This window comes from Microbacterium sp. MMO-20, from assembly GCF_037147735.1.
GTDB lineage: Bacteria > Actinomycetota > Actinomycetes > Actinomycetales > Microbacteriaceae > Microbacterium.
The window spans coordinates 18,743-43,965 of record NZ_JBBCUU010000008.1; the positions used below are offsets into that span (position 1 = coordinate 18,743).

Annotated in this window: 23 protein-coding genes; 5 read left to right on the forward strand and 18 right to left on the reverse strand. The window is 69.3% G+C overall.

The annotated features are described in order from the left end of the window. Positions 1–14: 14 nt before the first annotated feature. From WFI52_RS10905 to hrcA, 12 genes are all read right to left on the reverse strand, one after another. A complete protein-coding gene (locus tag WFI52_RS10905; protein WP_336626915.1) occupies positions 15–764 on the reverse strand; it encodes a hypothetical protein in 750 nt (249 codons plus the stop codon). After that, complete coding sequence (locus tag WFI52_RS10910; RefSeq protein WP_336626916.1) at positions 761–1,969, reverse strand: hypothetical protein; 1,209 nt, start codon at positions 1,967–1,969, stop codon at positions 761–763. Before WFI52_RS10910 ends, WFI52_RS10905 begins: the two co-directional genes overlap by 4 nt. After that, positions 1,966–2,268, reverse strand: a complete 303-nt coding sequence (locus WFI52_RS10915) for a hypothetical protein (RefSeq protein ID WP_336626917.1) — start codon at positions 2,266–2,268, stop codon at positions 1,966–1,968. The genes WFI52_RS10910 and WFI52_RS10915 overlap by 4 nt, the downstream gene beginning before the upstream one ends. Then, positions 2,265–2,576 (reverse strand): SAV_915 family protein, encoded by a 312-nt coding sequence (locus WFI52_RS10920; protein ID WP_336626918.1) that lies wholly within the window; start codon positions 2,574–2,576, stop codon positions 2,265–2,267. The genes WFI52_RS10915 and WFI52_RS10920 overlap by 4 nt, the downstream gene beginning before the upstream one ends. Positions 2,577–2,609: 33 nt before the next feature. Further along, entirely contained in the window at positions 2,610–3,503 is an 894-nt protein-coding gene (era, locus tag WFI52_RS10925) for a GTPase Era (protein WP_336626919.1), read from the reverse strand. Then, positions 3,500–4,861, reverse strand: coding sequence for a hemolysin family protein (locus WFI52_RS10930; protein ID WP_336626920.1), 1,362 nt, complete (start codon positions 4,859–4,861; stop codon positions 3,500–3,502). Before WFI52_RS10930 ends, era begins: the two co-directional genes overlap by 4 nt. Next, positions 4,858–5,325, reverse strand: a complete 468-nt coding sequence (ybeY, locus tag WFI52_RS10935) for an rRNA maturation RNase YbeY (RefSeq protein WP_336626921.1) — start codon at positions 5,323–5,325, stop codon at positions 4,858–4,860. The genes WFI52_RS10930 and ybeY overlap by 4 nt, the downstream gene beginning before the upstream one ends. Next, positions 5,322–6,371: a PhoH family protein gene (locus tag WFI52_RS10940; protein ID WP_336627040.1), complete on the reverse strand. Its 1,050-nt coding sequence runs from the start codon at positions 6,369–6,371 to the stop codon at positions 5,322–5,324. The genes ybeY and WFI52_RS10940 overlap by 4 nt, the downstream gene beginning before the upstream one ends. A 43-nt stretch (positions 6,372–6,414) precedes the next feature. Then, positions 6,415–6,762: an HIT domain-containing protein gene (locus tag WFI52_RS10945; protein ID WP_336626922.1), complete on the reverse strand. Its 348-nt coding sequence runs from the start codon at positions 6,760–6,762 to the stop codon at positions 6,415–6,417. A gap of 103 nt (positions 6,763–6,865) precedes the next feature. Beyond that, positions 6,866–7,591 carry a 16S rRNA (uracil(1498)-N(3))-methyltransferase gene (locus WFI52_RS10950; RefSeq protein WP_336626923.1) on the reverse strand — a complete coding sequence of 242 codons (726 nt, stop codon included), beginning with the start codon at positions 7,589–7,591 and terminating at the stop codon, positions 6,866–6,868. A 13-nt stretch (positions 7,592–7,604) separates the two neighbouring features. After that, complete coding sequence (gene dnaJ / locus WFI52_RS10955) at positions 7,605–8,717, reverse strand: molecular chaperone DnaJ (protein WP_336626924.1); 1,113 nt, start codon at positions 8,715–8,717, stop codon at positions 7,605–7,607. Between the two features lie 66 nt (positions 8,718–8,783). Continuing rightward, positions 8,784–9,824 (reverse strand): heat-inducible transcriptional repressor HrcA, encoded by a 1,041-nt coding sequence (gene hrcA / locus WFI52_RS10960; RefSeq protein WP_336626925.1) that lies wholly within the window; start codon positions 9,822–9,824, stop codon positions 8,784–8,786. A gap of 72 nt (positions 9,825–9,896) precedes the next feature. Here hrcA and WFI52_RS10965 point away from each other — a divergent pair, with 72 nt between their 5' ends. Next, a complete protein-coding gene (locus tag WFI52_RS10965; RefSeq protein ID WP_336626926.1) occupies positions 9,897–11,339 on the forward strand; it encodes a carboxylesterase/lipase family protein in 1,443 nt (480 codons plus the stop codon). A 9-nt stretch (positions 11,340–11,348) separates the two neighbouring features. Here the strand turns inward: WFI52_RS10965 and hemW are convergent, their stop codons facing one another. Both hemW and WFI52_RS10975 read right to left on the reverse strand, forming a co-directional pair. Continuing rightward, positions 11,349–12,566 carry a radical SAM family heme chaperone HemW gene (gene hemW / locus WFI52_RS10970; RefSeq protein WP_336626927.1) on the reverse strand — a complete coding sequence of 406 codons (1,218 nt, stop codon included), beginning with the start codon at positions 12,564–12,566 and terminating at the stop codon, positions 11,349–11,351. After that, a complete protein-coding gene (locus WFI52_RS10975) occupies positions 12,566–13,216 on the reverse strand; it encodes a DUF1990 family protein (protein ID WP_336626928.1) in 651 nt (216 codons plus the stop codon). Before WFI52_RS10975 ends, hemW begins: the two co-directional genes overlap by 1 nt. Between WFI52_RS10975 and WFI52_RS10980 the strand changes: the two genes are divergently transcribed. Then, positions 13,215–13,394: a hypothetical protein gene (locus WFI52_RS10980; RefSeq protein WP_336626929.1), complete on the forward strand. Its 180-nt coding sequence runs from the start codon at positions 13,215–13,217 to the stop codon at positions 13,392–13,394. The genes WFI52_RS10975 and WFI52_RS10980 overlap by 2 nt on opposite strands. A 659-nt stretch (positions 13,395–14,053) precedes the next feature. Here WFI52_RS10980 and WFI52_RS10985 read toward each other — a convergent pair. Both WFI52_RS10985 and lepA read right to left on the reverse strand, forming a co-directional pair. Continuing rightward, positions 14,054–14,518 carry a hypothetical protein gene (locus WFI52_RS10985; protein ID WP_336626930.1) on the reverse strand — a complete coding sequence of 155 codons (465 nt, stop codon included), beginning with the start codon at positions 14,516–14,518 and terminating at the stop codon, positions 14,054–14,056. A 122-nt stretch (positions 14,519–14,640) separates the two neighbouring features. Continuing rightward, positions 14,641–16,485, reverse strand: coding sequence for a translation elongation factor 4 (gene lepA / locus WFI52_RS10990; protein WP_336626931.1), 1,845 nt, complete (start codon positions 16,483–16,485; stop codon positions 14,641–14,643). A gap of 234 nt (positions 16,486–16,719) precedes the next feature. On the opposite strand from lepA, the gene WFI52_RS10995 reads away from it, so the two are divergent. Together WFI52_RS10995 and WFI52_RS11000 are read left to right on the forward strand one after the other, a co-directional pair. After that, the gene (locus WFI52_RS10995; protein WP_336626932.1) at positions 16,720–21,501 is read left to right on the forward strand and encodes an ExeM/NucH family extracellular endonuclease; all 4,782 of its coding nucleotides are present in this window, start codon (positions 16,720–16,722) and stop codon (positions 21,499–21,501) included. A 37-nt stretch (positions 21,502–21,538) separates the two neighbouring features. Then, complete coding sequence (locus tag WFI52_RS11000; RefSeq protein ID WP_336626933.1) at positions 21,539–22,279, forward strand: alpha/beta fold hydrolase; 741 nt, start codon at positions 21,539–21,541, stop codon at positions 22,277–22,279. Here WFI52_RS11000 and WFI52_RS11005 read toward each other — a convergent pair. Then, positions 22,268–23,539, reverse strand: coding sequence for an MFS transporter (locus tag WFI52_RS11005; protein ID WP_336626934.1), 1,272 nt, complete (start codon positions 23,537–23,539; stop codon positions 22,268–22,270). The two genes, WFI52_RS11000 and WFI52_RS11005, sit on opposite strands and share 12 nt — an antisense overlap. A 206-nt stretch (positions 23,540–23,745) precedes the next feature. On the opposite strand from WFI52_RS11005, the gene rpsT reads away from it, so the two are divergent. After that, the gene (gene rpsT, locus WFI52_RS11010; RefSeq protein ID WP_036285140.1) at positions 23,746–24,006 is read left to right on the forward strand and encodes a 30S ribosomal protein S20; all 261 of its coding nucleotides are present in this window, start codon (positions 23,746–23,748) and stop codon (positions 24,004–24,006) included. Between the two features lie 82 nt (positions 24,007–24,088). On the opposite strand, the gene WFI52_RS11015 is transcribed toward rpsT, so the two are convergent. Further along, complete coding sequence (locus WFI52_RS11015; RefSeq protein WP_336626935.1) at positions 24,089–25,012, reverse strand: heme o synthase; 924 nt, start codon at positions 25,010–25,012, stop codon at positions 24,089–24,091. Positions 25,013–25,223: the final 211 nt, after the last annotated feature.

Genomic DNA, 25,223 nt, shown 5'->3' on the forward strand with positions numbered 1-25,223 from the left:
GGCTATCTCCTCGCTCAGAACTCGCCGCTGCGGAGGACCGCGAGCGTTCCTTCGCCGATGTCGGCACGCGCCGAGGCAACCCGCGCGTAGTAAGTGATCAGCTCCGCAAGAATGACCGGGTCGCTCGCGAGATCGCGCGCAGCGAAGCTCGCGGCTCCGCCGCCCTCCAGGCTCACCTGCACGCGGTTGTCCACGAGTCGGGCACCTGAAACGTCCGTCCACGGCGCGTTCACCCCGCTCCGCGGAATCTTCAGCGTGAGACCGTCCGGTCGGAGCGTCAGCACGTGGGCGCCGTCGCCGCCCAGCCACGCGCGGACGCCGCCGTAGACGAGAAGCGCGGCGACGATCGGAACGAGCAGAAGGGTCAGGATGGGCACATCGGTCGAGGTGACGCTCACGAGCGTCCATCCCCACGCGGCGAGCAGTGCGATGCCGGCGACGCCGAGCAGTCCGAGCACGCCGCGAGTCTCGGCCGCACCCGCGAATCGCGCGCTCTCACCGTCGACCGCCACCCGCACGACACGCACCCGCTCCACTCGCAGCTGGATGACGAGCAACCAGACGCCGAGGGCGAGGGCGACGAGCGCCACCGCCCCCATCGTCTTGATGGCGGGCGCCGGGTCGAGCAGCCACACGAGGATGCCGCCGGCGACGGCGACGCCCAGGATCGCCAAGAGTGTCAGGACGCCGGCGAGCGATCCCTGCTGCCCCTCCCAGCCGCGGCGGCCCGGTACCCAGACGGTCTGCGGTCGGGGACGGGTCATCCGAAGACCCCCTTCCATGCCTTGCCGATGTCATGTGCGGCATCACCGACGAAGTCGGTCGTGTTCTCCCATGCATCCTCGGCGAAGTCGGTCGTGGCATCCCACGCCTGCTCCATGCCGGCGTCGATCGCCTCGCGAACGTCCTGCGGCACCCAGCTCTCGTAGGCCCACACCGCTCCCGCACCGACAGCAACCGCCGCTCCCGTGACGACGAGCGCCGTCCCCCACACCGGCAAGGTCACGATGCCGGCGGCCGCGAGCGCGCCGACGGCAGCCGTCGCTGCGACCCCGCCGACGATGCCGCCCGCGATGTTGACGGCCGTCGACGACGGGTCGTCGCCGCTTTCCATGGCGGACCCGAGCGACCAGATGTCGATGCCCCACCCGATTACCGGGACCGCCTTGCCGAGGCGCGACAGCCGTCGCGCGAGGTCCTCGGCCTCGTCGGCCGCCCAGCGCAGTCCGCGAGGATTCGCCTCTTCCGCCGCCGCCCGGATCGCGGGGTTGCCCGAGCGGAGCTGACGAACGTACGTGGACGCATCGGCGCGGAGACCTTCGGCGTGCGTCACGAGATCGTCGGCGGTGAGGCTCCAGGCCATCGCGGTCGCGTCCAGGTATCCGCGCGGGACTTCGCCCGCGACGACACGCAAGCCCTCCAGCATCCGATCGGCGAGCGTCTCCTGCGGCATCCCTGCGAGGAACGCATCGAGGTTGTCGGCGATCCACACCTCGAGCTCGCCCCACCACTCGCCCACATCTTTGGCGATGTCGTTGTAGATGTCGACCTGATCGAGGAAACCCTGCCACTCGTCCCAGTACGGGTCGTCACGGCTGGCCGGGCACACCGGAACCAGTGAGACAGGGCGTTGGATGACCATCCCCTGCACCGCGATGCCGGCACCCGACGCCTTCTCGCGGTGCGCCGCGAACGCGTCGCGCATCCGTTCCAGCTGACCAGCGTAGGAGCGCAGCTTCTCGGCGGCGTCACGGGCCAAGGGCACGATCTCGTCGGCAGCGTCGCCGAGGTCGGACAGGCTCGAGACATAGGCGTCGGCGGACTCGCCGAACCAGTGCGAACGGACGGCGACCGGGATGAGCGCCGCACCGTTCGACACGGTGTCCGCGGCATCCTTGAGCGCTGGATCGAGCCATTCCGCCGCCGCGCGCACCTGAGCGGGATCGCCCTTGGTCGTCGTGTCGATCACGAACCGAGCTCCTCGAGCTCGCGCGCGACAGGGGCGAGCCGCTCGAGGGCATCCTCCTCGGTGCGCACCGAGTCGTCGGAGATGGCCTTCACGATCTCGCCGAGCGTTCCGTTGATGCGGTAGAGCGCGTCGACGCCGTTCCCCACCCGCTGCAGGATCGCCGCGATGCTGTCGGATGCGAGGCCGCCGTCGACCGCGGAAGGGATGCCGTCGAGCTTGCCCTTCACGATCTCGGAGACCTCCTCGTGCACCTCGACGTGGCGAGCCATCACCTCGCGATCCATCGCGATCCGGCTCATGCGATCACCCCATCGCGTCGGTAGGCGGCGGGGATCTCGAGGTCGAAGACGACGACGTCGTACGGCTGCTCGCGCATCACCTGGGAGAGGTCCTCGGTGCGCATCAGCACCCACGGCTGACGATCGCCCGCGAGCGTCAGCAGGCGGTCCAGCGCGGTGTAGGCGAGGAGCGCTTTCCGGCCGTCCCGCAGCTCGCGGATCTCCACCAGCTGCTGCCCTGGAGTCGAGCTGGCGCTCAGCGGAAGGTAGAGGACGGGCGGAACGCTCGCAGAGGCGGCGACGGGAAGGTCGTTCGTCGGATAGGACACGAATGGTCTCCTCTCATGTGGATCGCGACGGTATCAGAACCCGAGGCGACCGAGCTGCTTCGGATCGCGCTGCCACTCCTTCGCGACGCGCACGTGGAGCTTCAAGAACACCTTCGTCCCCACGAGCGGCTCGATCTGCGCGCGGGCGCGTGCGCCGACGGACGCGAGCCGCGAGCCCTTGTGGCCGATGATGATCGCCTTCTGACTGTCGCGCTCGACGACGATGTTCGCGTAGATGTCGGTCAGCGAGCCGGTGTCGCGCTCGGCGATGTCGTCGATCGTGACGGCGATCGAGTGCGGGAGCTCGTCGCGCACGCCGTCGAGGGCAGCCTCCCGGATGATCTCCGCGATGCGATCCTCCAGCGACTCGTCGGTGACGACACCGTCCTCGTACAGGGCGGGACCCTCGGGCATGAGACTCAACAGCTCGTCGGCGAGGACGTCGAGCTGTTCACCCGCGACCGCCGAGAGCGGGATCACGGCCGCCCAGTCCTCGCGCAGGCTGTCGGCCTCCATGAGCCGCTCCGTGATCTCATCGCGCGAGGCGATGTCGGTCTTGGTGACGACCGCGACCTTCTTGGCGCGGGGATAGCCGTCGAGCGACGCCGCGATGCGCCGGTCTCCCGGTCCGACTTTCTCGGTCGCGGGGACGAGGAAGCAGATCACGTCGACGTCCCCGAGCACCTGTTCGACCAGGTCGTTCAGGCGCTGCCCGAGCAAGGTGCGCGGCTTGTGGATGCCGGGGGTGTCGACGATCACGAGCTGCCCGCCCGGCCGATTGAGGATGCCGCGGATGGCGCGGCGGGTCGTCTGCGGCTTGTCGGAGGTGATGGCGACCTTCTCCCCCACGAGAGCGTTGGTGAGGGTGGACTTGCCCACGTTCGGCCGCCCCACGAAGGTCACGAAACCGGATCTGTGCACGCTCATCGTTGGTCACTCCTCTGTGACGGACTCGTCGGGACCGGGATCGCCCCCGTGCGGGGGGCGCGCCCGAGGGCGCCGCTTTCGGCGTCGTCGACCGTCTCGATGCGCTCGACGAACACCGTCGCGAGACCGCGCCCCCGCCCGCGTGAGGTCCCGCCGGTGAGGAGCAGAGCGCCGCCGGCGGCCTCGACACGAGCCGTGGCGCCCGGCAGCGGGACGCGACCCAGAAGCTTGCCCAGAAGGCCGCCGATCGAGTCGACGTCGTCATCCTCCAGGTCGATTCCGAACAGCTCGCCGACCTCATCGAGGCCGAGCCGCGCGCTCACGCGGTAGCGTCCGTCGCCGAGGTCGACGACCTCGCTCTGACGTGGGTCGTACTCGTCGGCGATCTCGCCGACGAGTTCCTCGATGAGATCTTCGAGCGTGACGAGACCGGACACACCGCCGTACTCGTCGACGACGAGGCAGACGTGCACGGCATCCCGCTTCATCTGCTGCAGCAGCGTCTCGGCCTTCATCGACTCGGGCACGAAGACCGCGGGGCGGGCGATCTGCGCGACGGGCGCGTCGCGCCAGGCCGACTCGTCGCGGAACGCGAACTGCACGAGATCCTTGAGGTACACGACGCCCGTGATGTCGTCGGCCTCGCCGTCGGCGACGGGAACGCGGGAGACGCCCTTATCGAGGAAGAGCTGCATAGCTTCCTGAGTCGTCGCGGCGGCATCCATCGTCACCATGTCGGTGCGCGGCACCATGACTTCGCGCACGAATGTATCGGTGAAGTCGAAGACCGAATGAATGAGCTCGCGGTCGTCCTCTTCGATGAGATCCTGCGAGGCGGCTTCGTCGACCATCGACAGGAGCTGCTCCTCGCTGGCGAACGACGTGCCGTGCGGGACGCCCGGCGTCACGCGATTTCCGACGACGACGAGGAGGTGCGCGAGCGGGCCGAGGATGATGCGCGCTCCGCGCACGACCGGCGCGAAGGCGCGCAGGAGTCCCCGCGCGTGCTGGCGACCGACCGCGCGCGGGCTCGCGCCGACGAGCACGAACGAAACCGCCGTCATGAGGATCGCCGCGGCGAGCATCGCCCACCAGATGCTGTCGAACAGCGACGTGAACGCGGCCGTGACGAGCACCGCGGCCGTCGTCTCGGCGAGGATGCGGATGAAGACGACCGCATTCCCGTGCGCCTCGGGGTCGGCTGCGATACGCAGGAGCGCTGCGCCGTTGCGGCCGGTCGCCGCGGAGTCGATGAGGTCGCTGCGCCCCGTCACCCCGAGGGCCGCGTCGAGGGCCGCCATCAGGCCGCCGAGGCCGACGAGCAACGCCGCGGCCACGAGGAGCAGCGTCGCGGTCATGCGCGTCGTCGACGCTCGGTCGCCTGGAACGAGGCGATCAGTTCGCGCTGCAGCCCGAACATCTCGCGCTCTTCGGCCGGTTCGGCGTGGTCGAAGCCCAGCAGGTGCAGCGTGCCGTGGGTCGTCAGGAGGATCAGCTCATCGAGCGTCGAGTGCTTCGCCGCCTGCGCCTGCGTCTCGGCGACCTGCGGACACAGCACGATGTCGCCGAGGAGGCCCGGGGGCGTCGGCTGCTCCTGCGTGCCCGGGCGCAGCTCGTCCATGGGGAAGCTCAGCACGTCCGTCGGTCCCGGCTCGTCCATCCACTGCACGTGCAGTGCCTCCATGGCACCCTCGTCGACGAGGAGGATCGCGACGTCGGCATCCGCGCTCACGTTGAGCTCGGCGAGATTGTGCTCGGTCAGGCGCAGGAGCACTGTCTCGTCGACGTCCACGCCGGACTCGTTGGTGATCTCGATCGTCATGACAGGCCTCGCTTGGGGAGATGGTCTCGGGGTCCGCCGGGCCGCGAGGTATGTCCACGACGCTCGGCACGATTCGCGGGATCCTTGGATGCCACGAACGCCGCCGCCTCGTCGCGTTCGCGCCGCGACGCGAGGCGCTGCTCGTCGTACTCGGTATAGGCGTCGACGATGCGTCCGACGAGGGTGTGCCGCACGACGTCGTCGCTCGTCAGATAGCTGAACTGGATGTCCTCGATGTCCTTCAAAACGCGCGTCACGAGGCGGAGCCCCGACGCCCCCTGCGGGAGGTCGATCTGCGTGATGTCGCCCGTGACGACCATCCGCGTGCCGAAGCCGAGCCGCGTGAGGAACATCTTCATCTGCTCGGGTGTCGTGTTCTGCGCCTCATCGAGCACGACGAACGAGTCGTTGAGCGTGCGGCCGCGCATGTACGCGAGCGGCGCGACCTCGATGGTGCCCGATGCCATGAGCTTCGGCACGATCTCGGGGTCCATCATCTCGTTGAGGGCGTCGTAGAGGGGGCGCAGGTACGGGTCGATCTTGTCGGTGAGGGTGCCGGGCAGGAATCCCAGGCGCTCCCCCGCCTCGATGGCGGGCCGACTGAGGATGATGCGGCTGACTTCTTTGCGCTGCAGGGCCTGCACGGCCTTCGCCATCGCGAGGTAGGTCTTGCCCGTCCCCGCGGGGCCGATGCCGAACGTGATCGTGTTCTCGTCGATGGCGTCGACGTACGCCTTCTGGCCGAGCGTCTTCGGCCGGATGACGCGGCCCCGGGAGGACAGGATCGCCTCGCCGAGCACCTCGGACGGACGCGGACCGCCTTCCGTCCGGAGGATCCGGTCACTCGAGACCACATCGGAAGGATCGAGCCCCTGACCGGTGCGGGAGAGAGCGATGAGCTCCTCGACGAGCGCGCGGGCCCGGGCGACGGCATCGGCTGATCCGCTGAGTGTGATCTCGTTGCCGCGCACGTGCACCTGGACGTCACGGTGCTCGCGCTCGACGACGCGAAGGAGGCGATCCTGCGGGCCGAGCAGCTGCACCATCGCGACGCCGTCGGCGTAGATGGTCTCGGTGACGTCGCGATCGTCAGCCACCGAGTCTCCCTTCCTCCAGGCCGCCGGAGAGAACGTGCGCGTGCACGTGGAACACCGTCTGCCCCGCACCGGCACCGGTGTTGAAGACGAGGCGGAAGTCGCCGTCGCCGTGCTCCGCGGCGAGCGAGTTCGCGAGGCCGATCATCTCGGTGAGAAGGGCCGAGTCGCCCGCGGCGAGCTCGACGACGTTGCGGTACTGCGCGTCCTTCGGGATCACGAGCAGGTGCACGGGTGCCTGGGGCGCGATGTCGCGGATCGCGAAGACGTTCTCTGTCTCGGCGATGATCTCCGAGGGAATCTCACCCTCGAGGATCCGAGTGAAGATCGACGGCTCGCTCATGTCGTCCAGTCTATGGCGCGCGGGTGAGACCCGGTCGGGGTGCCCGGGCCGCACACGATATCGGCGGGGCCGGGCGCCGGGAGCGCGTCTCGGCGAGGAAGCCTCACCAGCGCTCGAGGCGGGCGTTCAGCAGGGCGAGGGCTGCGGGGCCTGCGGTCGATGTGCGCAGCACCGTGTCCCCGAGTCGCACGAGCTCGGCACCCGATGCGGCGAGTGCGTCGAGCTCCTCGGGGGCGATGCCCCCCTCGGGACCGACGACGAGGACGAGTTCTCGGGGGTCGTCGGCATCCACCACGACTCGTGACAGCGGGAGGGATGCCGTCGGCTCCAGCACGAGCAGCCGGGCGCCGCCCCGGGCGGCGAGCTGCGCGGTCGTCACGGGGGCGGTCACGGGCGGCACCCAGGCCCGATGCGCCTGCTTCGCCGCCTCGCGCACGATCGTCGACCAGCGCGCGAGGCCCTTCGCGATCTTGTCGCCGGTCCATCGCGAGACGCTTCGCGCCGCCTGCCACGGTACGACCTCGTCGACGCCGAGCTCGGTCGCCGCCTGGACAGCGAGCTCATCCCGATCTCCCTTCGCGAGAGCTTGGACGAGGACGAGGCGAGGGGAGGCGGCCGCGATCTCGCGCCGCGCGATGACCCGCACCGTGACGCGTTTCGGCGCGACGTCCTCGACCTGGCCGACGAGCCAGACGCCGCGCCCGTCGCCGACGGTCACCTCCTCGCCCACGCGCACACGCCGCACGACCGCCGCGTGGTGCGCCTCCGCACCGGTCAGCGTGATCGAGTCGCCGGCCGCGACGTCGTCGACGAGGAAGTGCAGTGCCATGGAAGCCTCGCTCTCAGCCCCGGAACTTGTCGCGGAGTTTGGCGAACAGTCCCTGGTGGAACTGCGCGAGCTGAGGCGCGGGCGCCTTCGTCTTCTTCGCGAAGTCCTCGATGAGCGCGCGCTCCTTGGGTCCGAGCTTCGTCGGGGTCACGACCTGCACGCCGACCCGCAGGTCACCGCGGGTGCCACCTCTCAGCGGTGTGATGCCCCGCCCCTTGATCGTCAGGACGTCGCCCGACTGCACGCCGGCGCGCACCTCGAGGTCCACGTCCCCGTCGAGCGAGGTGATCGTCGTCCTTGCTCCGAGGATCGCGTCGGGCATCGACACCTCGAGCGTCGCGAGGATGTCGTCGCCCTCCCGGCTGAACACCTCGTCGTGTGCGACCGTGACCTCGAGGTACAGGTCGCCGTGGGGGCCGCCGGCGGGCCCCACCTCTCCCGAGCCCGGCAGCTGCAGCCGCAGCCCCGTCTCGACGCCGCCCGGGATGTCGACGGACACCGTGCGGCGGGCGCGCACCCGCCCCTGCCCCTGGCAGGTCGCGCAGGGATAAGGGATCGTGGTGCCGTAGCCCTGGCACGTCGTGCACGGCTGCGACGTGACGACGTTGCCGAGCAGGCTCCGCACCGTGCGCTGCACCTGACCGGATCCGTGGCAGATGTCGCACGTCACCGGCTGGGTGCCCGGCTGGCAGCACGAGCCCTGGCACGTCTCGCAGAGAACGGCCGTGTCGACCTCGAGGTCGCGGTGGGTACCGAACACGACATCCTTCAGGTCGAGAGTGACGCGGACGAGCGCGTCCTGGCCGCGTTCACGCCGCGAGCGTGGTCGGCCCGACCGGGCACCCCCACCGCCGCCGAAGAACGTCTCGAAGATGTCGCCGAACCCGCCGAAGCCGCCCGCTCCCCCGCCGAACGCCGACCCGTCGCCGCCCATGTCGTACCGCTGCCGCTGCTCGGGGTCGCTCAGCACGTCGTAGGCGTGCGTCACGAGCTTGAAGCGTTCGGATGCCTCTTCGCCCGGGTTCACGTCGGGGTGCAGCTCCCGCGCGAGTCGGCGGTAGGCCTTCTTGATCTCGTCGGGTGACGCGTCACGCGAAACGCCCAGAACTTCGTAGTGGTCGGCCACAATCGCCTTTCCTGAACCGCGCCCGGCGCGGCGTGTCTTCCGTCGGTGTCTGTGTCTACTCGGGACTCAACGGGACGTGTCGTCCTCATCGAGCAGACGGCTGAGGTAGTGCGCGACGGCGCGGACCGCCGCGAGGTTGGTGGGGTAATCCATCCGCATGGGGCCGAGCAGACCGACGCGCGCACGGCTGCCGGCGCCGTCGTAGTCGCTCGTGACCACCGACGCCTCGGCGAGGCCGAAGTCGGCGTTCTCGCGCCCGATGCTCGCCGCGAGCCCCTTGTCGTCGGCGACCATCTCGCCCATGAGGCGCAGCAGCGTCACCTGCTCCTCGATGGCTTCGAGGAGGGGATAGATGCTCCCGCGGAAGTCACCCTCGCGACGAGCGAGCGTCGCGCTGCCGGCCATGACGAGTTTGTCCTGCCGGAAGTCCTCGAGCTCCTCCGCCACGATCCGTGCGACGACCCGGACGGCGACATCGACGGTGCCGGATGCCGCAGAAGGCTTCGCACCGAGCTCCGCGATCGCCTGCGCCGCGTCGGCGACGGGCTTGCCGGTCACGAGGGTCGCGATGGCCTGCTTGACGGCGGCGGCATCCGTCTCGGTGAGCTCGTACGGCAGGAACGCAACCCGCTGCGAGACGCGCCCCGTGTCGGTCACGACGATGACGACGACGCGCGCACCGCCGAGGTGCACGAACTCGACGTGCGAGACGCTGGCCCGCGCGAAGGACGGGTACTGCACGATCGCGACCTGGCCCGTCAGCTGCGTGAGGGCGCGCACGGTGCGCATGAGGAGGTCGTCGAGGTCGGCAGGGTCCGCCAGGAACGTCGAGATCGCCGCACGCTGGGCGCTGGAGAGCGGTCGCAGCTCGGCCAGGTGGTCGACGAAGACGCGATAGCCCTTGTCGGTCGGGACACGCCCGGAGGAGGTGTGCGGCGCGACGATCAGCTCTTCGTCTTCGAGGAGGGCCATATCGTTGCGGATCGTCGCCGCGGAGACGCCGAACTGGTGGCGATCGACGATCGTCTTGCTGCCGACCGGCTCGTTCGTGTCGACGTAATCCTGAACGATGGCGCGGAGGACCTGCAGGCCGCGCTCCGAGACCATGACCCCTCCTCTTGACTGGCACTCCCGACTATCGAGTGCCAATCCTATCGCGGTCGTCCTACGATGAGCCGTATGCGCGCCGATGCCGACCCCCACCCCACCGTCACGACGACGACGGGCGCGGTGCGCGGAACGCGGCAGGGCGGTGTCGACCGCTACCTCGGCATCCCGTATGGACTCCCCCCGTTCGGCGAGCGCCGATTCGCGCTGCCGCAGGCGGTTCCGGAGTGGAGCGACGTGCGAGATGCCACGGAACACGGCCCGACCGCGCCGCAGGACCCGTACTTCGGCGCGCTCGGCGCGCTCCTCGGCTCGGTCGACATCCCCGGCGACGACATCCTGACGGCGAACGTGTGGGCACCGGCGGACGCAGCCGGAACGGGCGCCGCGCTGCCCGTCTTCGTCTGGTACCACGGCGGCGCGCTCGAGCGCGGCACACCGGCCCTCCCCGCCTACGACGGCACGACCTTCGCCCGCGACGGCGTCGTCTTCGTATCGATCGGTTACCGCGTCGGCGCCGAGGGGTTCTCGGTGCTGGAGGCCGCGCCGCGCAACCTCGGCCTGTCCGATGCAGCCGCGGGGCTCCGCTGGGTGCGATCCGAGATCGCACGGTTCGGCGGTGACCCCGAGCGCATCACGATCGCGGGCGAGTCGGCGGGGGGCGCCCTCGTCGCGGCGCTCCTGTCGCGGCCCGACACCGCGACGATTCCCGTCGCCGCGATCATCCAGTCGGGCCCTCTCGAGGCCGTCACACCCGAGCGTGCGGGACGCGTGACCCGCGCCCTCGCGAAGGAGCTCGGGCTCGCCGCGACACGCGAGGCGTTCGCGGGCGTGTCGCCGCGCGCGCTTCTCGACGCGCGACGGCGCCTCGCGGAGGGCTCGAATCCTCTCTCCGGCACCCCGGGCTACGCGCTCGCCATCGACCCCGAGACGATGCCCGTCTCGCCCGACGTCGCACTGCGGGCGGTCGACATCCCTCTCGTCATCGGCACCAACACCGACGAGTACCGGTTGTGGTTCACTCCCGAACAGCTCGCGGGGATCAGTGCCCTGAAGCTCACGCTCGCGCGCCTCGCGACCGGTGTGCCGCGGCGCGCCGTGCGCGCGTACCGCGCCGCGTTCCCCGGCGCGTCAGCCGGCGAGATCCTCGGCCAGATCGTGACGGACCGCCTGCTGCGCGGGCCCGCCGCGCGTGTCGCCGCGGCGCGCACCGCCCCCACCTATTTCTACGAACTCGCCTGGCCGAGCCCCGTCCGCGACCTGCGGGCCGCGCACGCGATCGACATCGGCTTCGTCTTCGACCGTCTCGAGGCATCCGACTCGCAGACCGTCGTCGGACCCGACGCTCCGCGCGAGCTCGCCGCCCGCATGCACGCCGACTGGGTACGCGTGGCGCGGACCGGCGACCCGGGGTGGCCTCGTCACGCCGCCGGACGCGAAGTCCAGCTGTACGACGTCCCACCGCGCGTCACCGCGCTGCGCCGCGCCGATGCTCTGGATTCCCTCCCGGATTGAGGTTCGCACTCAGGAGGTCAGGGCGCGCACGACGGCGTCGGCCAGCAGACGACCGCGGCGGGTGAGGACGACGCGGCCACGCACGGCCGCGGTGCCATCGATGAGACCGTCGGCGATGAGCGATGCCACGGCGTGCCGCCCCTCGCCCTGAAGATCCGACACTGCGATGCCCTCGGCGATCCGCGACCGCAGCAGCACGTCCTCGAGCCGCCGCGCGGCGGCGTCCGGGCGCTCGCGCGCCGCGGCGGGAGACTCGCCGGCGTCGAGCCGCTGCGCGTACGCCGCGGGGTGCTTGACGTTCCACCAGCGCAGCCCCGAAACGTGGCTGTGCGCACCGGGCCCGTAGCCCCACCAGTCGGTGCCGCGCCAGTAGGCGAGGTTGTGCCGCGATCGGTGCGCGGGCGAGGTCGCCCAGTTCGACACCTCGTACCACGCGAACCCGGCGCTCGCGAGCAGATCGTCGACGAGCTCGTACATGTCGGCCTGCAGGTCGTCGTCGGGGGCGGCGACGTCGCCGCGGCGGATCTGCCGGTGCAGCTGCGTGCCCTCTTCGATGATCAGGGCGTATGCGGAGATGTGGTCGGGAGCCAGTGCGATCGCCGTTTCCACGGACATCCGCCAATCGCCGAGCGATTCCCCCGGCGCCCCGTAGATGAGGTCGACGCTGATGTCGAGTCCCGCACCGCGCGCGGCGGCGACGGCGGCGCCGACGTTCGCCGGGTCGTGCGTCCTGTCGAGCGCGGCGAGCACATGCGGAACGGCCGACTGCATACCGATCGACAGACGCGTGACGCCGGCGGCGACGAGCTCGTCGGCGAGCGCGGGGGTGACGGTGTCGGGGTTCGCCTCGACGGTGACCTCGGCGTCCGACGCGAGTCCGAACGTGTCGCGGACGCTGCTGAGCATGCGAGCGAGGTCGCCGGCCGGCAGCAGCGTCGGCGTTCCGCCCCCGAAGAACACCGTGGATGCCGCGCGCAGCGGCCCGCGCGCAGCGAGCACATCCCGCGACAACGCGATCTCGCGCAGGACCTCGTCGGCGTACGCATCCTGACGCGCACCGCGCAGTTCGGTCGCCGTGTAGGTGTTGAAGTCGCAGTACCCGCAGCGCACGCGACAGAAGGGGACGTGCAGATACACGCCGAAATCGACCCCTGGATCGACCGCGATGTCGGTCGGCAGCGCGCCGTCTGCAGGCGCCGGGTCGCCGAGGGGAAGAGCCGAACCCATCAGGCGGGAGTGGAGTACAGCGGCGAGATCGCCTGGAGATACCCCTGGAAGAGCGCGGCGCGGCGACGTTTCACGAGCGGCGGCAGAAGACGGTACGCGAGGGCGACGGGCCGGTCGAACGCGCGCACGACGAAGCGCACCTCGTCACTGTCGTCCCACTCGATCGCGAATGACTCCTCGCCGCTGACGACCGAGCCGCCGACCGTGCCGAGCGAGAAGGCGACGCGACGCGGCTCCTCCGTGGCGGAGATGACACGGAGCTCTCCGTCGGCATTCATCCCTTTCACACGACCGTGCACGCGGATCGTCGTGCCCGCGGCGACGTAGGGAGTGCCGTCCCCATCGAACCGCTGCTCCGCCTCGAGGCGACTGGGCGCAATGGGCGCCCCTTCCGCGTCGAAGCCCACGCCGGAGTACATCGGGCCGGCGGCCGGGCGCACATCGCCGAGTGAGAGCCCCGCACCACGCAGCGCCGTCCAGGAGAGGAGGGCGTCGGCGGAGCTCTCGAACCGTGCCTCGCCGCTGCCGAGCCGCCACGACGCTTCCGCCGGGATGCTGCGCTCGGGCGGATAGCTCATGAGGTCGGCCGCCCCCGTCGCGCCGACGGCGGCGTAGTCGACCGTGCCCTCTTGGAAATTCCCGCGGCGCATGGCGTCCAGCCTAACCGGGCTCTACTCCCTTACTACGTCGCCCGAAGACAAGTCGGAGCGATCGTCGATCGACGCGCCCACGGCCGTGGATTGCGCAAATCTCATCCTCAACATCGTCGCCGTCCCGTTGTTGGCGATGACCCACGAGTTCCACCTGGGGTTCGATGGCGACGGATGAGGAACGTCGCCCGCAAAGACTGTCCTCAACCCAGCGCAGAATCGCCTCGCAACAGCTCCCCACGGCACGACGAGCGCTGACGCCTCGGGGTCGATGACAGCGACTCTGCGTTGAAACTGACCGCGCAGAAGCGTGGTCAGTTCGTTGACTGCAGCGAACTGAGACTGCGCGCTGCGCCCACCCCAGTGCCTACGCGCGGACCTAAGTAGGTCCCAAGAATCGCGATTGACGCCATCACCAAGCCCTGTCGGTGTTATCGGCTCGAGGGATTCGCGCTGGAGTGGAACATTGCTGACATTCATGATAGCTACGCGCCCGTCGTTGCACTCGTGGCGGTTCTTGACGAATCGGCCCAGAGATTGCGGCGGCAATCCACCCGGCATGAGGAACTCGAGCGCTCGGATGCCCGTAGGCCCTACGACCGGCAGTCCCACTTCGAGTTCGTGCTTACCGGGCGACTCGAACACCAGTATTAGTTGAGGGGCCACGTCAGATCCAAGCACCAGATCCGGCACACCCAGGGCGCGACCCTGATGGTCGACCCTTCCACTCAAGTAGTCAACGACGTGCATCGCTGCAACCTCGACAGGGAGGAATAGGCGTCAGGCGAGAGTTGCGCGGACGAGGCTGCGTCGTTGCTTTGACCGAACGCGACTGTCTCAATGGTCCAATCCAGCAGCAACCATCGGTCGCATGAGTATCGCGAAGTCATCAGCGATTATCACCTCGCGGCACACAATCGCGGTGACAGCGCAGTTGCCAGCTAGCCAGGCTGTTTGGTCGCTATTCGCTGCTTGCACAGCCAACTCCCTGGCGTATTCGAGGTTCGCACGTAGGCCCCAGCTATCCGCTGCATCGAGCGCCCGCCACCCTGCGGCTGACATCGCATAGTGCCATGAGCCCGAATCAGGCTCGCTCCACATGCACTGCCTCATGGCCGCTCGTTGGTTATCCGTGAGGCCGATGATTTCCCAAAGCACCTGCATGACCGATTGCTTGTACTTGCCTAACGGATCAGTAGAAACTTGATGAAGCCATGTATCGGCATCCACGACATGGCCGCCATCGGTCACGAAGGGACCTACGATCCAAGGGCCCGCGAATTCCTGCGACGAATCGTTCATATCGCTTTGATTATCGCAGTCTCGTGCGGACTTGCAGACGTTGAACCGGCACGACGATAAGCGCAAAGCCACAACGATTTGCAAGGCTTCCCGCGGCGCATGGCGTCCAGCCTAACCGGGCGCTACTTCTTGGTCTCGACGTCACCCGAGAGCGCCGCGATGAACGCCTCCTGGGGTACTTCGACGCGGCCCACCATCTTCATGCGCTTCTTGCCCTCCTTCTGCTTCTCGAGGAGCTTGCGCTTGCGGGTGATGTCACCGCCATAGCACTTGGCGAGCACGTCCTTGCGGATCGCGCGGATGTTCTCACGCGCGATGATGCGCGCACCGATCGCGGCCTGGATGGGCACTTCGAACTGCTGCCGCGGGATGAGCTTGCGCAGGCGTTCTGTCATCATCGTGCCGTAGGCGTAAGCCTTCTCGCGGTGGACGATCGAGGAGAAGGCATCCACTTTGTCGCCCTGCAGCAGGATGTCGACCTTGACGAGATCGGCTTCCTGCGAGCCCGCGGGCTCGTAGTCGAGGGAGGCGTAGCCCTGCGTCTTCGACTTCAGCTGGTCGAAGAAGTCGAACACGATCTCGCCGAGCGGCATGTTGTAGCGCAGCTCCACGCGGTCCTCGGAGAGGTAGTCCATGCCGAGGAGCGTTCCCCGGCGGCCCTGGCAGAGCTCCATGACGGTGCCGACGTAGTCCTTCGGCAGCAGGATGCCGACCTTGACGACGGGCTCGGAGACCGAGGCCACGCGGCCGTCCGGGTACTCGCTCGGGTTCGTCACGATGACGTGCTCGCCCGTGTCGGTCGTCACGTCGTACGTGACCGACGGCGCCGTCGTGATGAGGTCGAGGTCGAACTCGCGCGAGAGGCGCTCGGTGATGATCTCGAGGTGGAGGAGCCCGAGGAAGCCGCAGCGGAAGCCGAAGCCGAGTGCGACGGAGGTCTCCGGCTCGTACTGCAGCGAGGCATCCGACAGCTTCAGCTTGTCGAGCGCCTCCCGCAGGTCCGCATAGTCGCTGCCGTCGATCGGATAGATCCCGGAGAAGACCATCGGCTTCGGGTCGGTGTAACCGGGAAGCGCATCCGTCGCGGGCTTCCGCTCGTTCGTGATCGTGTCGCCGACCTTCGACTGGCGCACGTCTTTCACACCGGTGATGAGGTAGCCCACCTCGCCCACACCGAGCCCCTTGGAGGGGATCGGCTCGGGGCTCGAGACGCCGATCTCGAGCAGGTCGTGCTTCGCACGCGTCGACATCATCTGGATGCGCTCGCGCGGCTCGAGCTTGCCGTCGACCATGCGCACGTAGGTCACGACGCCGCGATACGAGTCGTACACGGAGTCGAAGATCATCGCGCGCGCGGGAGCGGTCGGGTCGCCGACCGGGGCCGGGATCTTCTCGACGATGAGATCGAGCAGGTCCTCGACACCCATGCCGGTCTTGCCCGAGACCCGAAGCACGTCCTCCGGCTTTCCGCCGATGAGGTTGGCGAGCTCGGCCGCGTACTTCTCCGGGTCGGCCGCCGGGAGGTCGATCTTGTTCAGCACGGGGATGATCGTGAGATCGTTCTCGAGTGCCAGGTACAGGTTCGCGAGCGTCTGCGCCTCGATGCCCTGCGCGGCATCCACCAGCAGAATCGCTCCCTCGCACGCGGCGAGCGAGCGGGAGACCTCGTACGTGAAGTCGACGTGCCCGGGAGTGTCGATCATGTTCAAGGCGAACGTGCCCTCGGCGGTCTGCCACGGCATCCGCACGGCCTGACTCTTGATCGTGATGCCGCGCTCGCGCTCGATATCCATGCGGTCGAGGTACTGGGCGCGCATGTCGCGATCGGCGACCACGCCGGTGATCTGCAGCATGCGGTCGGCCAGCGTGGACTTGCCGTGGTCGATGTGGGCGATGATGCAGAAGTTGCGGATCAGCTCAGGAGGGGTCGCGGACGGCTCGAGAGGCTTTGAGGCACGGGGTGACATGTCTCGTCGAGTCTACCGGCGCAGAGCGGATGCGAACGGCGGATGCCGCGCGCCGGAACGCGATCGGCGAACGATAACCGGGCGGCCCGTCGACACGCCAGCAAAAGCTGCGATGAGAAACAATTAATCGTTCTGTCGCTTGCCGACGGGTGCGGTTCCGAAGAATGCTCAATCTGGCGGCCGACGTCTGCGCGAAACCCCCAGTCGCGCGCGGACCGCCTCGGAGAGATCATCGTGACGCACGCGCACCCGGTTCCGGCATCGCCCATTTCTCACCCCCGCTCGCTGCGCCCTCGCGCCGCGCTGACGATCGCGACGGTCCTCGCGACGGCGACGGCGAGCGTCGCGCTCGCGCCCGCCGCGCAGGCGGCCGTCTCCGCTGACGCTCCCGTCGTGATCTCCGAGGTGTACGGCGGCGGCGGCAATGCGGGCGCCGCCCTCGCCCGCGACTTCATCGAGCTGGCGAACGTGTCGGATGCCACCGTCGACCTCTCCGCGTACAGCGTGCAGTACGCCTCGGCGACGGGCGGCAGCTGGCAGGTGACACCTCTCACCGGCATCACCGTCCCCGCCGGGGGGCAGGTCCTCATCGGCGAGGCGACCGGTGCGAACACGTCGCTGCCGGGCTTCACGGCCGATGTCGAGGGATCCATCCCGATGTCGGGCTCGCAGGGCAAAGTCGCCCTCGTCGCCGACCAGACTCCGCTCAGCGGAGCGACGGATCTCGCCGGCCTCGACCGGGTCGTCGACTTCGTCGGGTGGGGTGGCGCGACGCACTTCGCCGGCAGCGCGCCGGCACCCGGCACCGCCAACGCGACGAGCGTGTCGCGTGACGGCGCCTTCACCAACACAGGCGATAACGCCGCGGACTTCACCGCCGGCGCGCCGACGCCGACGGGACTGCCCGCGGATCCCAGCGACCCGACCGATCCGACCGACCCGACCGATCCGACGGACCCGACCGATCCCACCGATCCGACCGACCCGGTGGTCGTTGCCATCGCCGACGTCCAGGGCGCCGGCGATGCCTCGCCCTACGTCGGCCAGACGGTCACCACGGAGGGCGTCGTCACAGCGCATTACCCGACCGGCGGCTTCGACGGCTACGTGATCCAGACCTCCGGCACGGGTGGCGCGATCGATCTCGCAGCCCACGCGGCATCCGATGCCCTGTTCGTCTACGCGCCCGGCGCCGTCCGCGAGGTCACCCTCGGTGACACCGTCCGCGTGACCGGCGTCGTCTCTGAGTGGAACGGCCTCACCGAGATCACCGTGGCGGCGGGTGCCGCGCAGCGTATCGACGCTCAGCCGGCCCCGGAACCTGCCGCCGTCGCGTGGCCCGCCGACGCGGCTCAGCGCGAGAGCCTCGAGTCGATGCTCGTCGCACCGCAGGGCGAGTTCACCGTGTCGAACACCTACGCGACCAACCAGTACGGCGAGGTCGGTCTCGCAGTGGGCTCGACGCCGCTCCGACAGCCGACGGATGCTGCACGCCCGGGCTCGTCCGAAGCCGCGGCCATCGCCGCCGACAACGCCGCGCGCGGCGTCACCCTCGACGACGGGACGAGTATCAACTACCTCTCGGCGGCCAACAGCGGCCTGACCCCGGCCTACGTCTCGCTCGTCGAGCCCATCGTCGTCGGGGCCTCCGTCACCTTCACCGCCCCCGTGATCGTCGACTACCGCAACGACGCGTGGAAGCTCAACCCCACCACCCCCCTCGCCGGCGACGGATCCGGGGCCGACGGTGTCGCGTTCGACAACCCCCGCACGACCTCTCCCGACGACGTCGGCGGCGACCTGCGGGTGGCCTCCTTCAACGTGCTCAACTACTTCACGACCCTCGGCACCGACTCCGCGTCCTGCGTCGCCTACAAGGACCGCCTCGGCGACGGTGTGACCGTCCGCGAGGGATGCCCTCAGCGCGGCGCCTGGGATGCGGCCGATCTCGAGCGGCAGCAGACCAAGATCGTGGCGGCGATCAACGCGCTGGATGCCGACGTCGTCGGGCTCATGGAGATCGAGAACTCCGCGGCTCTCGGCGAGCAGCCCGATGAGGCGACGTCGACCCTGGTCGACGCGCTCAACGCCGCCGCCGGTGCAGACACGTGGTCGTTCGTCCCGTCGTCGAGCGACCTGCCCCCGGCAGCCGAGCAGGACGTCATCACCAACGCGATCATCTACCGCACCGCGGCCGTCCTGCGGGTCGGCGACTCCCGCGCCCTCGGCGACCAGAGCGACGACGGCGAGGCGTTCCAGAACGCGCGCGAGCCGATTGCGCAGACGTTCACCCCGGCAGACGGCGGCGATCCCTTCCTCTTCGTCGTCAACCACTTCAAGTCCAAGGGATCCGCCGGCCCGTGGCCGGGAGACGCCGACGCCGGCGACGGTCAGGGCTCGTCGAACGAGTCGCGTGTGCGCCAGGCGACGGCGCTGCGCGACTGGGTCGCCGCAATTCGTGGCGACGTCGACGCCGTCGCTCTCGCGGGCGACTTCAACTCCTACACGCAGGAGGACCCGCTGCAGGTGCTCTACGACGCGGGCTACGTGGATGCCGCGCAGGCGTTCGATGCCGGCTCATCGTCGTACAGCTTCTCCGGACTCTCCGGCTCGCTCGACCACATCCTCTTGAGCACCGCCGCGAAGGCGCGCGCGACGGGCGCGGACATCTGGAACATCAACTCCGGCGAGTCCGTCGCCCTCGAGTACAGCCGCTTCCGCAGCCACGGCACCGAGTTCTATGCGCCCGATGCCTACCGCTCGAGCGACCACGACCCGGTGGTCGTCGGACTGTCCGCGACCGCGGCACCCGTCGAGCTGACGCTCCTCGGCATCAATGACTTCCACGGGCGCATCGACCAGAACACCGTCGCGTTCGCGGGCACCATCGAGGAGCAGCGCGCGGCGGCATCCGGTCCGAGCCTCTTCCTCGCGGCAGGAGACAACATCGGTGCGTCGCTGTTCGCCTCCTCGGTCGCGAAGGACCAGCCCACGATCGACGTCTTGAACGCGCTGGGCCTCCAGGCGAGCGCCGTCGGCAACCACGAGTTCGACCGCGGCTTCGCGGACCTCGCCGGGCGCGTCAGCGACGCGGCGGACTACCCGCAACTCGGCGCCAACGTGTACCTGAAGGGCACGACGACCCCCGCGCTCCCCGAGTACCAGCTGCTGGATGCCGGCGGACTCACCGTCGGCGTCATCGGGGGCGTCACGGAGGAGACGCCGACGCTCGTCTCCCCCGCCGGAGTCGCCGACCTGGACTTCGGCGACCCCGTCGACGCCGTCAATCGCGTCGCGGCGCAGCTCACCGACGGCGACTCGGCCAACGGCGAGGCCGACGTGCTCGTCGCGCTCTACCACGAGGGCGCCGGCGCCGGCACACCGGACGGCGCGACGCTCGATCAGGAGCTCGCGGCGGGTGGCCCGTTTGCGCACCTGGTGAACGACACCGATGCGAAGGTGGGTGCGATCTTCACCGGTCACACGCACAAGGAGTATGCGTGGTCGGCTTCCATCCCGGGCACCGACCGCACTCGCCCCGTCGTGCAGACGGGATCGTACGGCGCGAACGTCGGCAAGATCACGCTCACACTGGACGGGTCGACCGGAGCGGTCACGGCCCACACCGAACAGCTCGTGAAGCGCACGACAACATCCGCCGCGACGCTCGTCGCGACGTACCCGAAGGTCGCCGCCGTCGACACGATCGTGAAGCGGGCGCTCGCCGCCGCCGCCGAGGTCGGCAACACCGCGCCCGGTGAGGTCTCCGGCGACATCACGACGGCCTACGCAGGCGGCTCGTTCGTGGACGGCGTCTGGACAGGCGGATCCCGCGATGACCGAGCCAGCGAGTCCGCGCTCGGCAACACCGTCGGCAACATGTTGCGCGACAGTCTGTCCTCGCTGCCGAATGGTGCCGTCATCGGCGTGACGAACCCGGGCGGCCTGCGCGCGGATCTCTGGGACACGCAAGCCGAGTTCGGCGCGACGGCCGTGCCGGGTCTGCCGGACGGGACGATCTCGTTCTCGCAGGCGAACGCCGTGCTGCCGTTCAACAACACACTCGCACTCGTCTCCCTGACGGGAGCGCAGTTCGAGACCCTCCTCGAGCAGCAGTGGCAGCGCGCGGCGGACGGCAGCGTGCCGCAGCGCCCCTACCTGCAGCTGGGCCTCTCCGACAACGTGACGTATACATTCGATACGTCGCTCCCGGAGGGCAGTCGGATCACGTCGGTGACGGTCGACGGCCAGCCCATCGATCCCGCGGCGACCTACCGCATCGGCACGTTCTCGTTCCTCGCGACGGGCGGTGACAACTTCCGGGTCTTCACCGAGGGCAGCGATTACGTCGACACCGGCCTCCTCGACTACGAGGCGTGGATGGACTACATCGCCGACAACTCTCCGCTCGCGCCGTCGTTCGCGAAGCAGGCCGTGCAGGTCGCCGGCGTCCCGGAGGCGGTGGATGCCGGGTCCGCCATGACCTTCCAGGTGTCGGGCCTCGACATGACGAGTCGCGGCGCTCCGCAAAACACGTCGCTGCAGATCGCCCTCGGCGACCGCGCTCTCGGAGAGGTGCCGGTCAGCGCCGGTGGGGCATCGGTGACGGTCACCGTCCCGGCCGACCTGCCGGCTGGCACGGCGGAGTTGACCCTGACGTCCCCGGCATCGGGCACGGTCGTCCACGTGCCGTTCGAGGTCGAGGCATCCGTGCCGCTCGTCGAGACGACGACCCGCCTCACCGCGATCCTCCCCATCCACATCAACCGCCTCGTGCCTTCGACGCTCGTGGCGACGGTGCGGCAGGGCGACGGCGCGCGCCCCGACGGCAGTGTGGTCTTCCGCGAGGGCGACACGGTCGTCGCGACCGTGAAGGTGCGCTACGGCGTCGCGACCTTCACTCTCGGCCGCCTGACGGCGGGCACGCACAGCTACACAGCGACCTTCGTACCCGCCGACTCCTCTGCAATTGCGGGCTCGACGAGTGACCCGACGCGCGTGCGGGTCTTGTTCTGATCGTCGCCGTCGTCGTCGCTCTGTCTAGGCTGGCAGGGTGACGACGACGGTGGTGATGGTGCACGGCATCCGGACGTCCGCAACGATGTGGCGGGGACAGGTCGAGCACCTCGCGGCGCGCGGAGTCATCGGGGTGGCGGTCGATCTGCCGGGTCACGGTACCCGGATGGCGGAGACTTTCACCCTCGAGGGGGCGCTCCAGACGATCGACACCGCGGTCCGCGACGCCGCATCGGGCGGCCAGGTGCTGCTCGTCGGCCATTCGATGGGCGGGCTCGTCTGCACGGCGTACGTCGGGCAAGAGCAACGCCCGCCCGTGGATGCGTTCATCGGCGCCTCCTGCACGGCGCTCCCCCGCGGCGCGGCGCTCGCGACGTACCGCACGCTCGCCCGCGGCTTCGACCGACTCCCCGGGCGCGGCTCCCGGATCGCGGAGTGGGTGCTCGATCGCACCCTCCCCTACGAGACGCGCGCCGACTTCGGGGCGGGCGGGTATGCCTATGACGCGCAGGACGACGCGCTGCGGAGCCTGTCGATCCTGGACCTGCTCGCCGCGCTCCGGCGGATCGAGATCCCCACCTGGTTCATCAACGGTCAGTTCGACCAGCTGCGCGTGAACGAGCGTCTGTTCGCGTCGCAGGTGCCGCACGCCGAACTCATCGTCGTGCCGCGCACGAGCCACCTCGTCACGGCGATGCGCCCGCGCGTGTTCAACGCCCTGCTCGACGTCGCCCTCGCGTCGATGGAGGCCGAGGCATCCACCCGTTCAGGGCGTTGAAGGCCCCCGCCGTTTGCCGATCGCGAGGGTCATGAGCCCTCCGACGATCGACAGGGCGCCTCCGACGACGAACAGGAGCCAGAAGCCGCCGACGAGCGCGACGAGCCCTGCGCCCAACACCGGCCCGAGCAGCTGACCGAGCGCCGCAGAGACGTTCACGATTCCGAGGTCGCGGGCGCTGTCATCGGGGAACGGCAGGAGGTCGGTCGCGAGCGCGAGGCCCACCGACATGTACGCGCCGTAACCGATGCCGAGGAGCGCCGCGGCGGCGAGCGTCGTCTCGAACCCCGGCAGTGCGGCGATGAGGAGCGCGGCGACACCCTGCACGATCGCGGCGGCGACGGTGAGGGCCACGTGATGGCCGGAGCGGTCGGATATCGCCCCCGCGAAGATCGACGCCGCCACCACGAACACGGTGTACACGACGATGAGCAGCAGGAGATCGTCCTCCGCCCCCGCCGCGTCGCGGTGCAGTCCGTAGAGGAGGAAGAACAGCAGCAGCCCCGTGCCGAGCGCGTTCCCGATGTTCACGACGAGTCGACCCCCGAGCAGCCACGCGAAGTCACGATCGCTGAAAGCGGCGAGACGCTCCCCGAGCGACCGGCGGGTGCGCGCGGCCGCGGACGCCCGCGGCGCCGGTGGATCGGGCAGCAGGAACGCCGCCGCCATTCCGCCGACCAAAAGGAACCCGGCCAGCGCGAGGTATCCCGTGACGACGCCGAGTGAGAGCAGGACGATCACGCCCACGCCCACGACGATCCCGACCGCCTGCGAGGACGCCACCACGGCGGAGGCCGCTCCGCGCTGATCCGACAGCTGGTCGGCGATGAGCGCAGTGAGCGCAGCGGATGCCACGGCGACCCCCACCGAGACACCGACCCAGGCGGCCCCCACTCCCCACGGCCCGCTCGCGCCCGCGATGGCGACGAGGGAAGCGGCCGCGAGCACCGTCCCGCCGAGCACCCACGGCCGGCGTCGTCCGAACGCTCCGCGGCTCCGGTCACTCATCCCGCCCGCAAGCGGACCGGCGATGACTCCGGCGAGGCCGCCGACCGCGAGGACGAGCCCCGACGAGACGACGCCCGAGATCCACCCGTCGGCATCGTCGGGCGTGTTCAGCTGCAGCGGGATGAGCAGCTGGAGCGGCGTGAGCTGCGCCGTCCAGATCGCGAGCCAGGCGAGGGTGAAGAGCACGAACCACCGTCCGCCGGCGCGACGCGAGACGGTGTCGACCTGGCGGGTGCGGGACGATGCGGACACGGGCGACTCCTTCATCGGCGACCGGCACAGCCGGTGATCCGATCATGCCGCACCCGGTGGTCGCGGGCGATTCGAAGCCGCGGCGACACACCTGGTAGACTCGGTGATTGGCTTGCGCACGGGTCCCACCTCGTGCGCCGCCGGAGGCGCCCCTCTACCGCCACCCCGGCACATCCATCGAAAACCGAACGAAAGAGCCGTCGAACGTGGCGAACATCAAGTCGCAGATCAAGCGCAACAAGACCAACGAGAAGGCGCGCGAGCGCAACAAGGCCGTCAAGAGCGAGCTGAAGACCGAGGTGCGCCGCACCCGCGAGGCGATCGCCGCCGGCGACAAGGCCGCTGCCGAGAAGGCGCTCGCCAAGGCATCCAAGAAGCTCGACAAGGCCGTGAGCAAGGGCGTCATCCACGAGAACCAGGCCGCGAACCGCAAGTCGTCGATCGCGAAGCAGGTCGCCGCTCTCTGAGTCGCTTACACACACGAAAGAGCCCGTTCCCCGAGGGGACGGGCTCTTTCGTCTGTGTGGGCGAACCCCGACTCGCGCGAATTCAGAACGGGAGCAGCGGGTCGATCGCGATCGCGACGAACAGCAGCGTCAGATACGTGATCGATGCGTGGAAGACGCGCATGGGCTTGATCTGCTCACCGCGGGCCGCGCGGTGGTAGAGCACGTGCGCCTCGAACACGAACCACCCGCCGAACACCAGTGCAGAGACGGTGTACACGAGCCCCATGCCTGCGACCGGCGTCAACAGCAGCGAGCACGCGACGGTGGCCCACGCGTACAGGATCACCTGCAGGCCGACCTGCACTCCGTCGCGCGTCGCGCCGAGCATCGGCACGTCCGCCTCCTGGTAGTCACCCTTGTACTTCATCGACAGCGGCCAATAGTGCGGCGGCGTCCAGAGGAAGACGAGGACGAAGAGGATGAACGGCGGCCAGGCGAGCGACCCCGTGACGGCGCTCCACCCGATCAGCACGGGGAAGCAGCCCGCGATCCCGCCCCACACGATGTTCTGCTCCGTGCGGCGCTTGAGGATCATGGTGTAGATCACGACATAGAAGAAGATCGCCGCGACGCTGAGGACTGCTGCGAGCCAGTTGGTCGTCACGAGCAGCCAGACCGTGGATGCCACCGCGAGGGTCCACGCGAAGACGAGGCCCGCGCGCGGCGAGATCTCACCGGTCACGAGGGGGCGGTTCTCCGTGCGATGCATGTGCGCGTCGATGTCGCGATCGAGGTACATGTTGAAGGCGGCCGCCGAGGCGGCACTCATGGCGCCGCCGATCGTGGTCGCGAGGACGAGCCAGAGGTTCGGCATCCCGCCCTGTGCGAGGATCATGACGGGAACGGTCGTCACGAGCAGAAGCTCGAGAACGCGAGGCTTCGTCAGGGTGACATACGCGCGGACGGTGCTGCCGACGGAGCGTCGACCCAGTTCCGGCTCGAGTGTCGCGCTCGCCTGCGCCATGTGTCTTTCCCTCCGCTGACTGCCGTGTCCAGTCTAGGACAGGGCGCTTTGCGCAGATGCTGTCTTGTGTTCATCGGGTTGGACGCCGTACATTATGTTGTACCGACAGCCTCAGCGGCAGTCATGACGCGCAGTTGCGTCACATGGCCGCCACGGTACGCGCAGTCGGTAAGCTGAAACCACAAGCGCCGCCGAGCGCCGGACACACAGC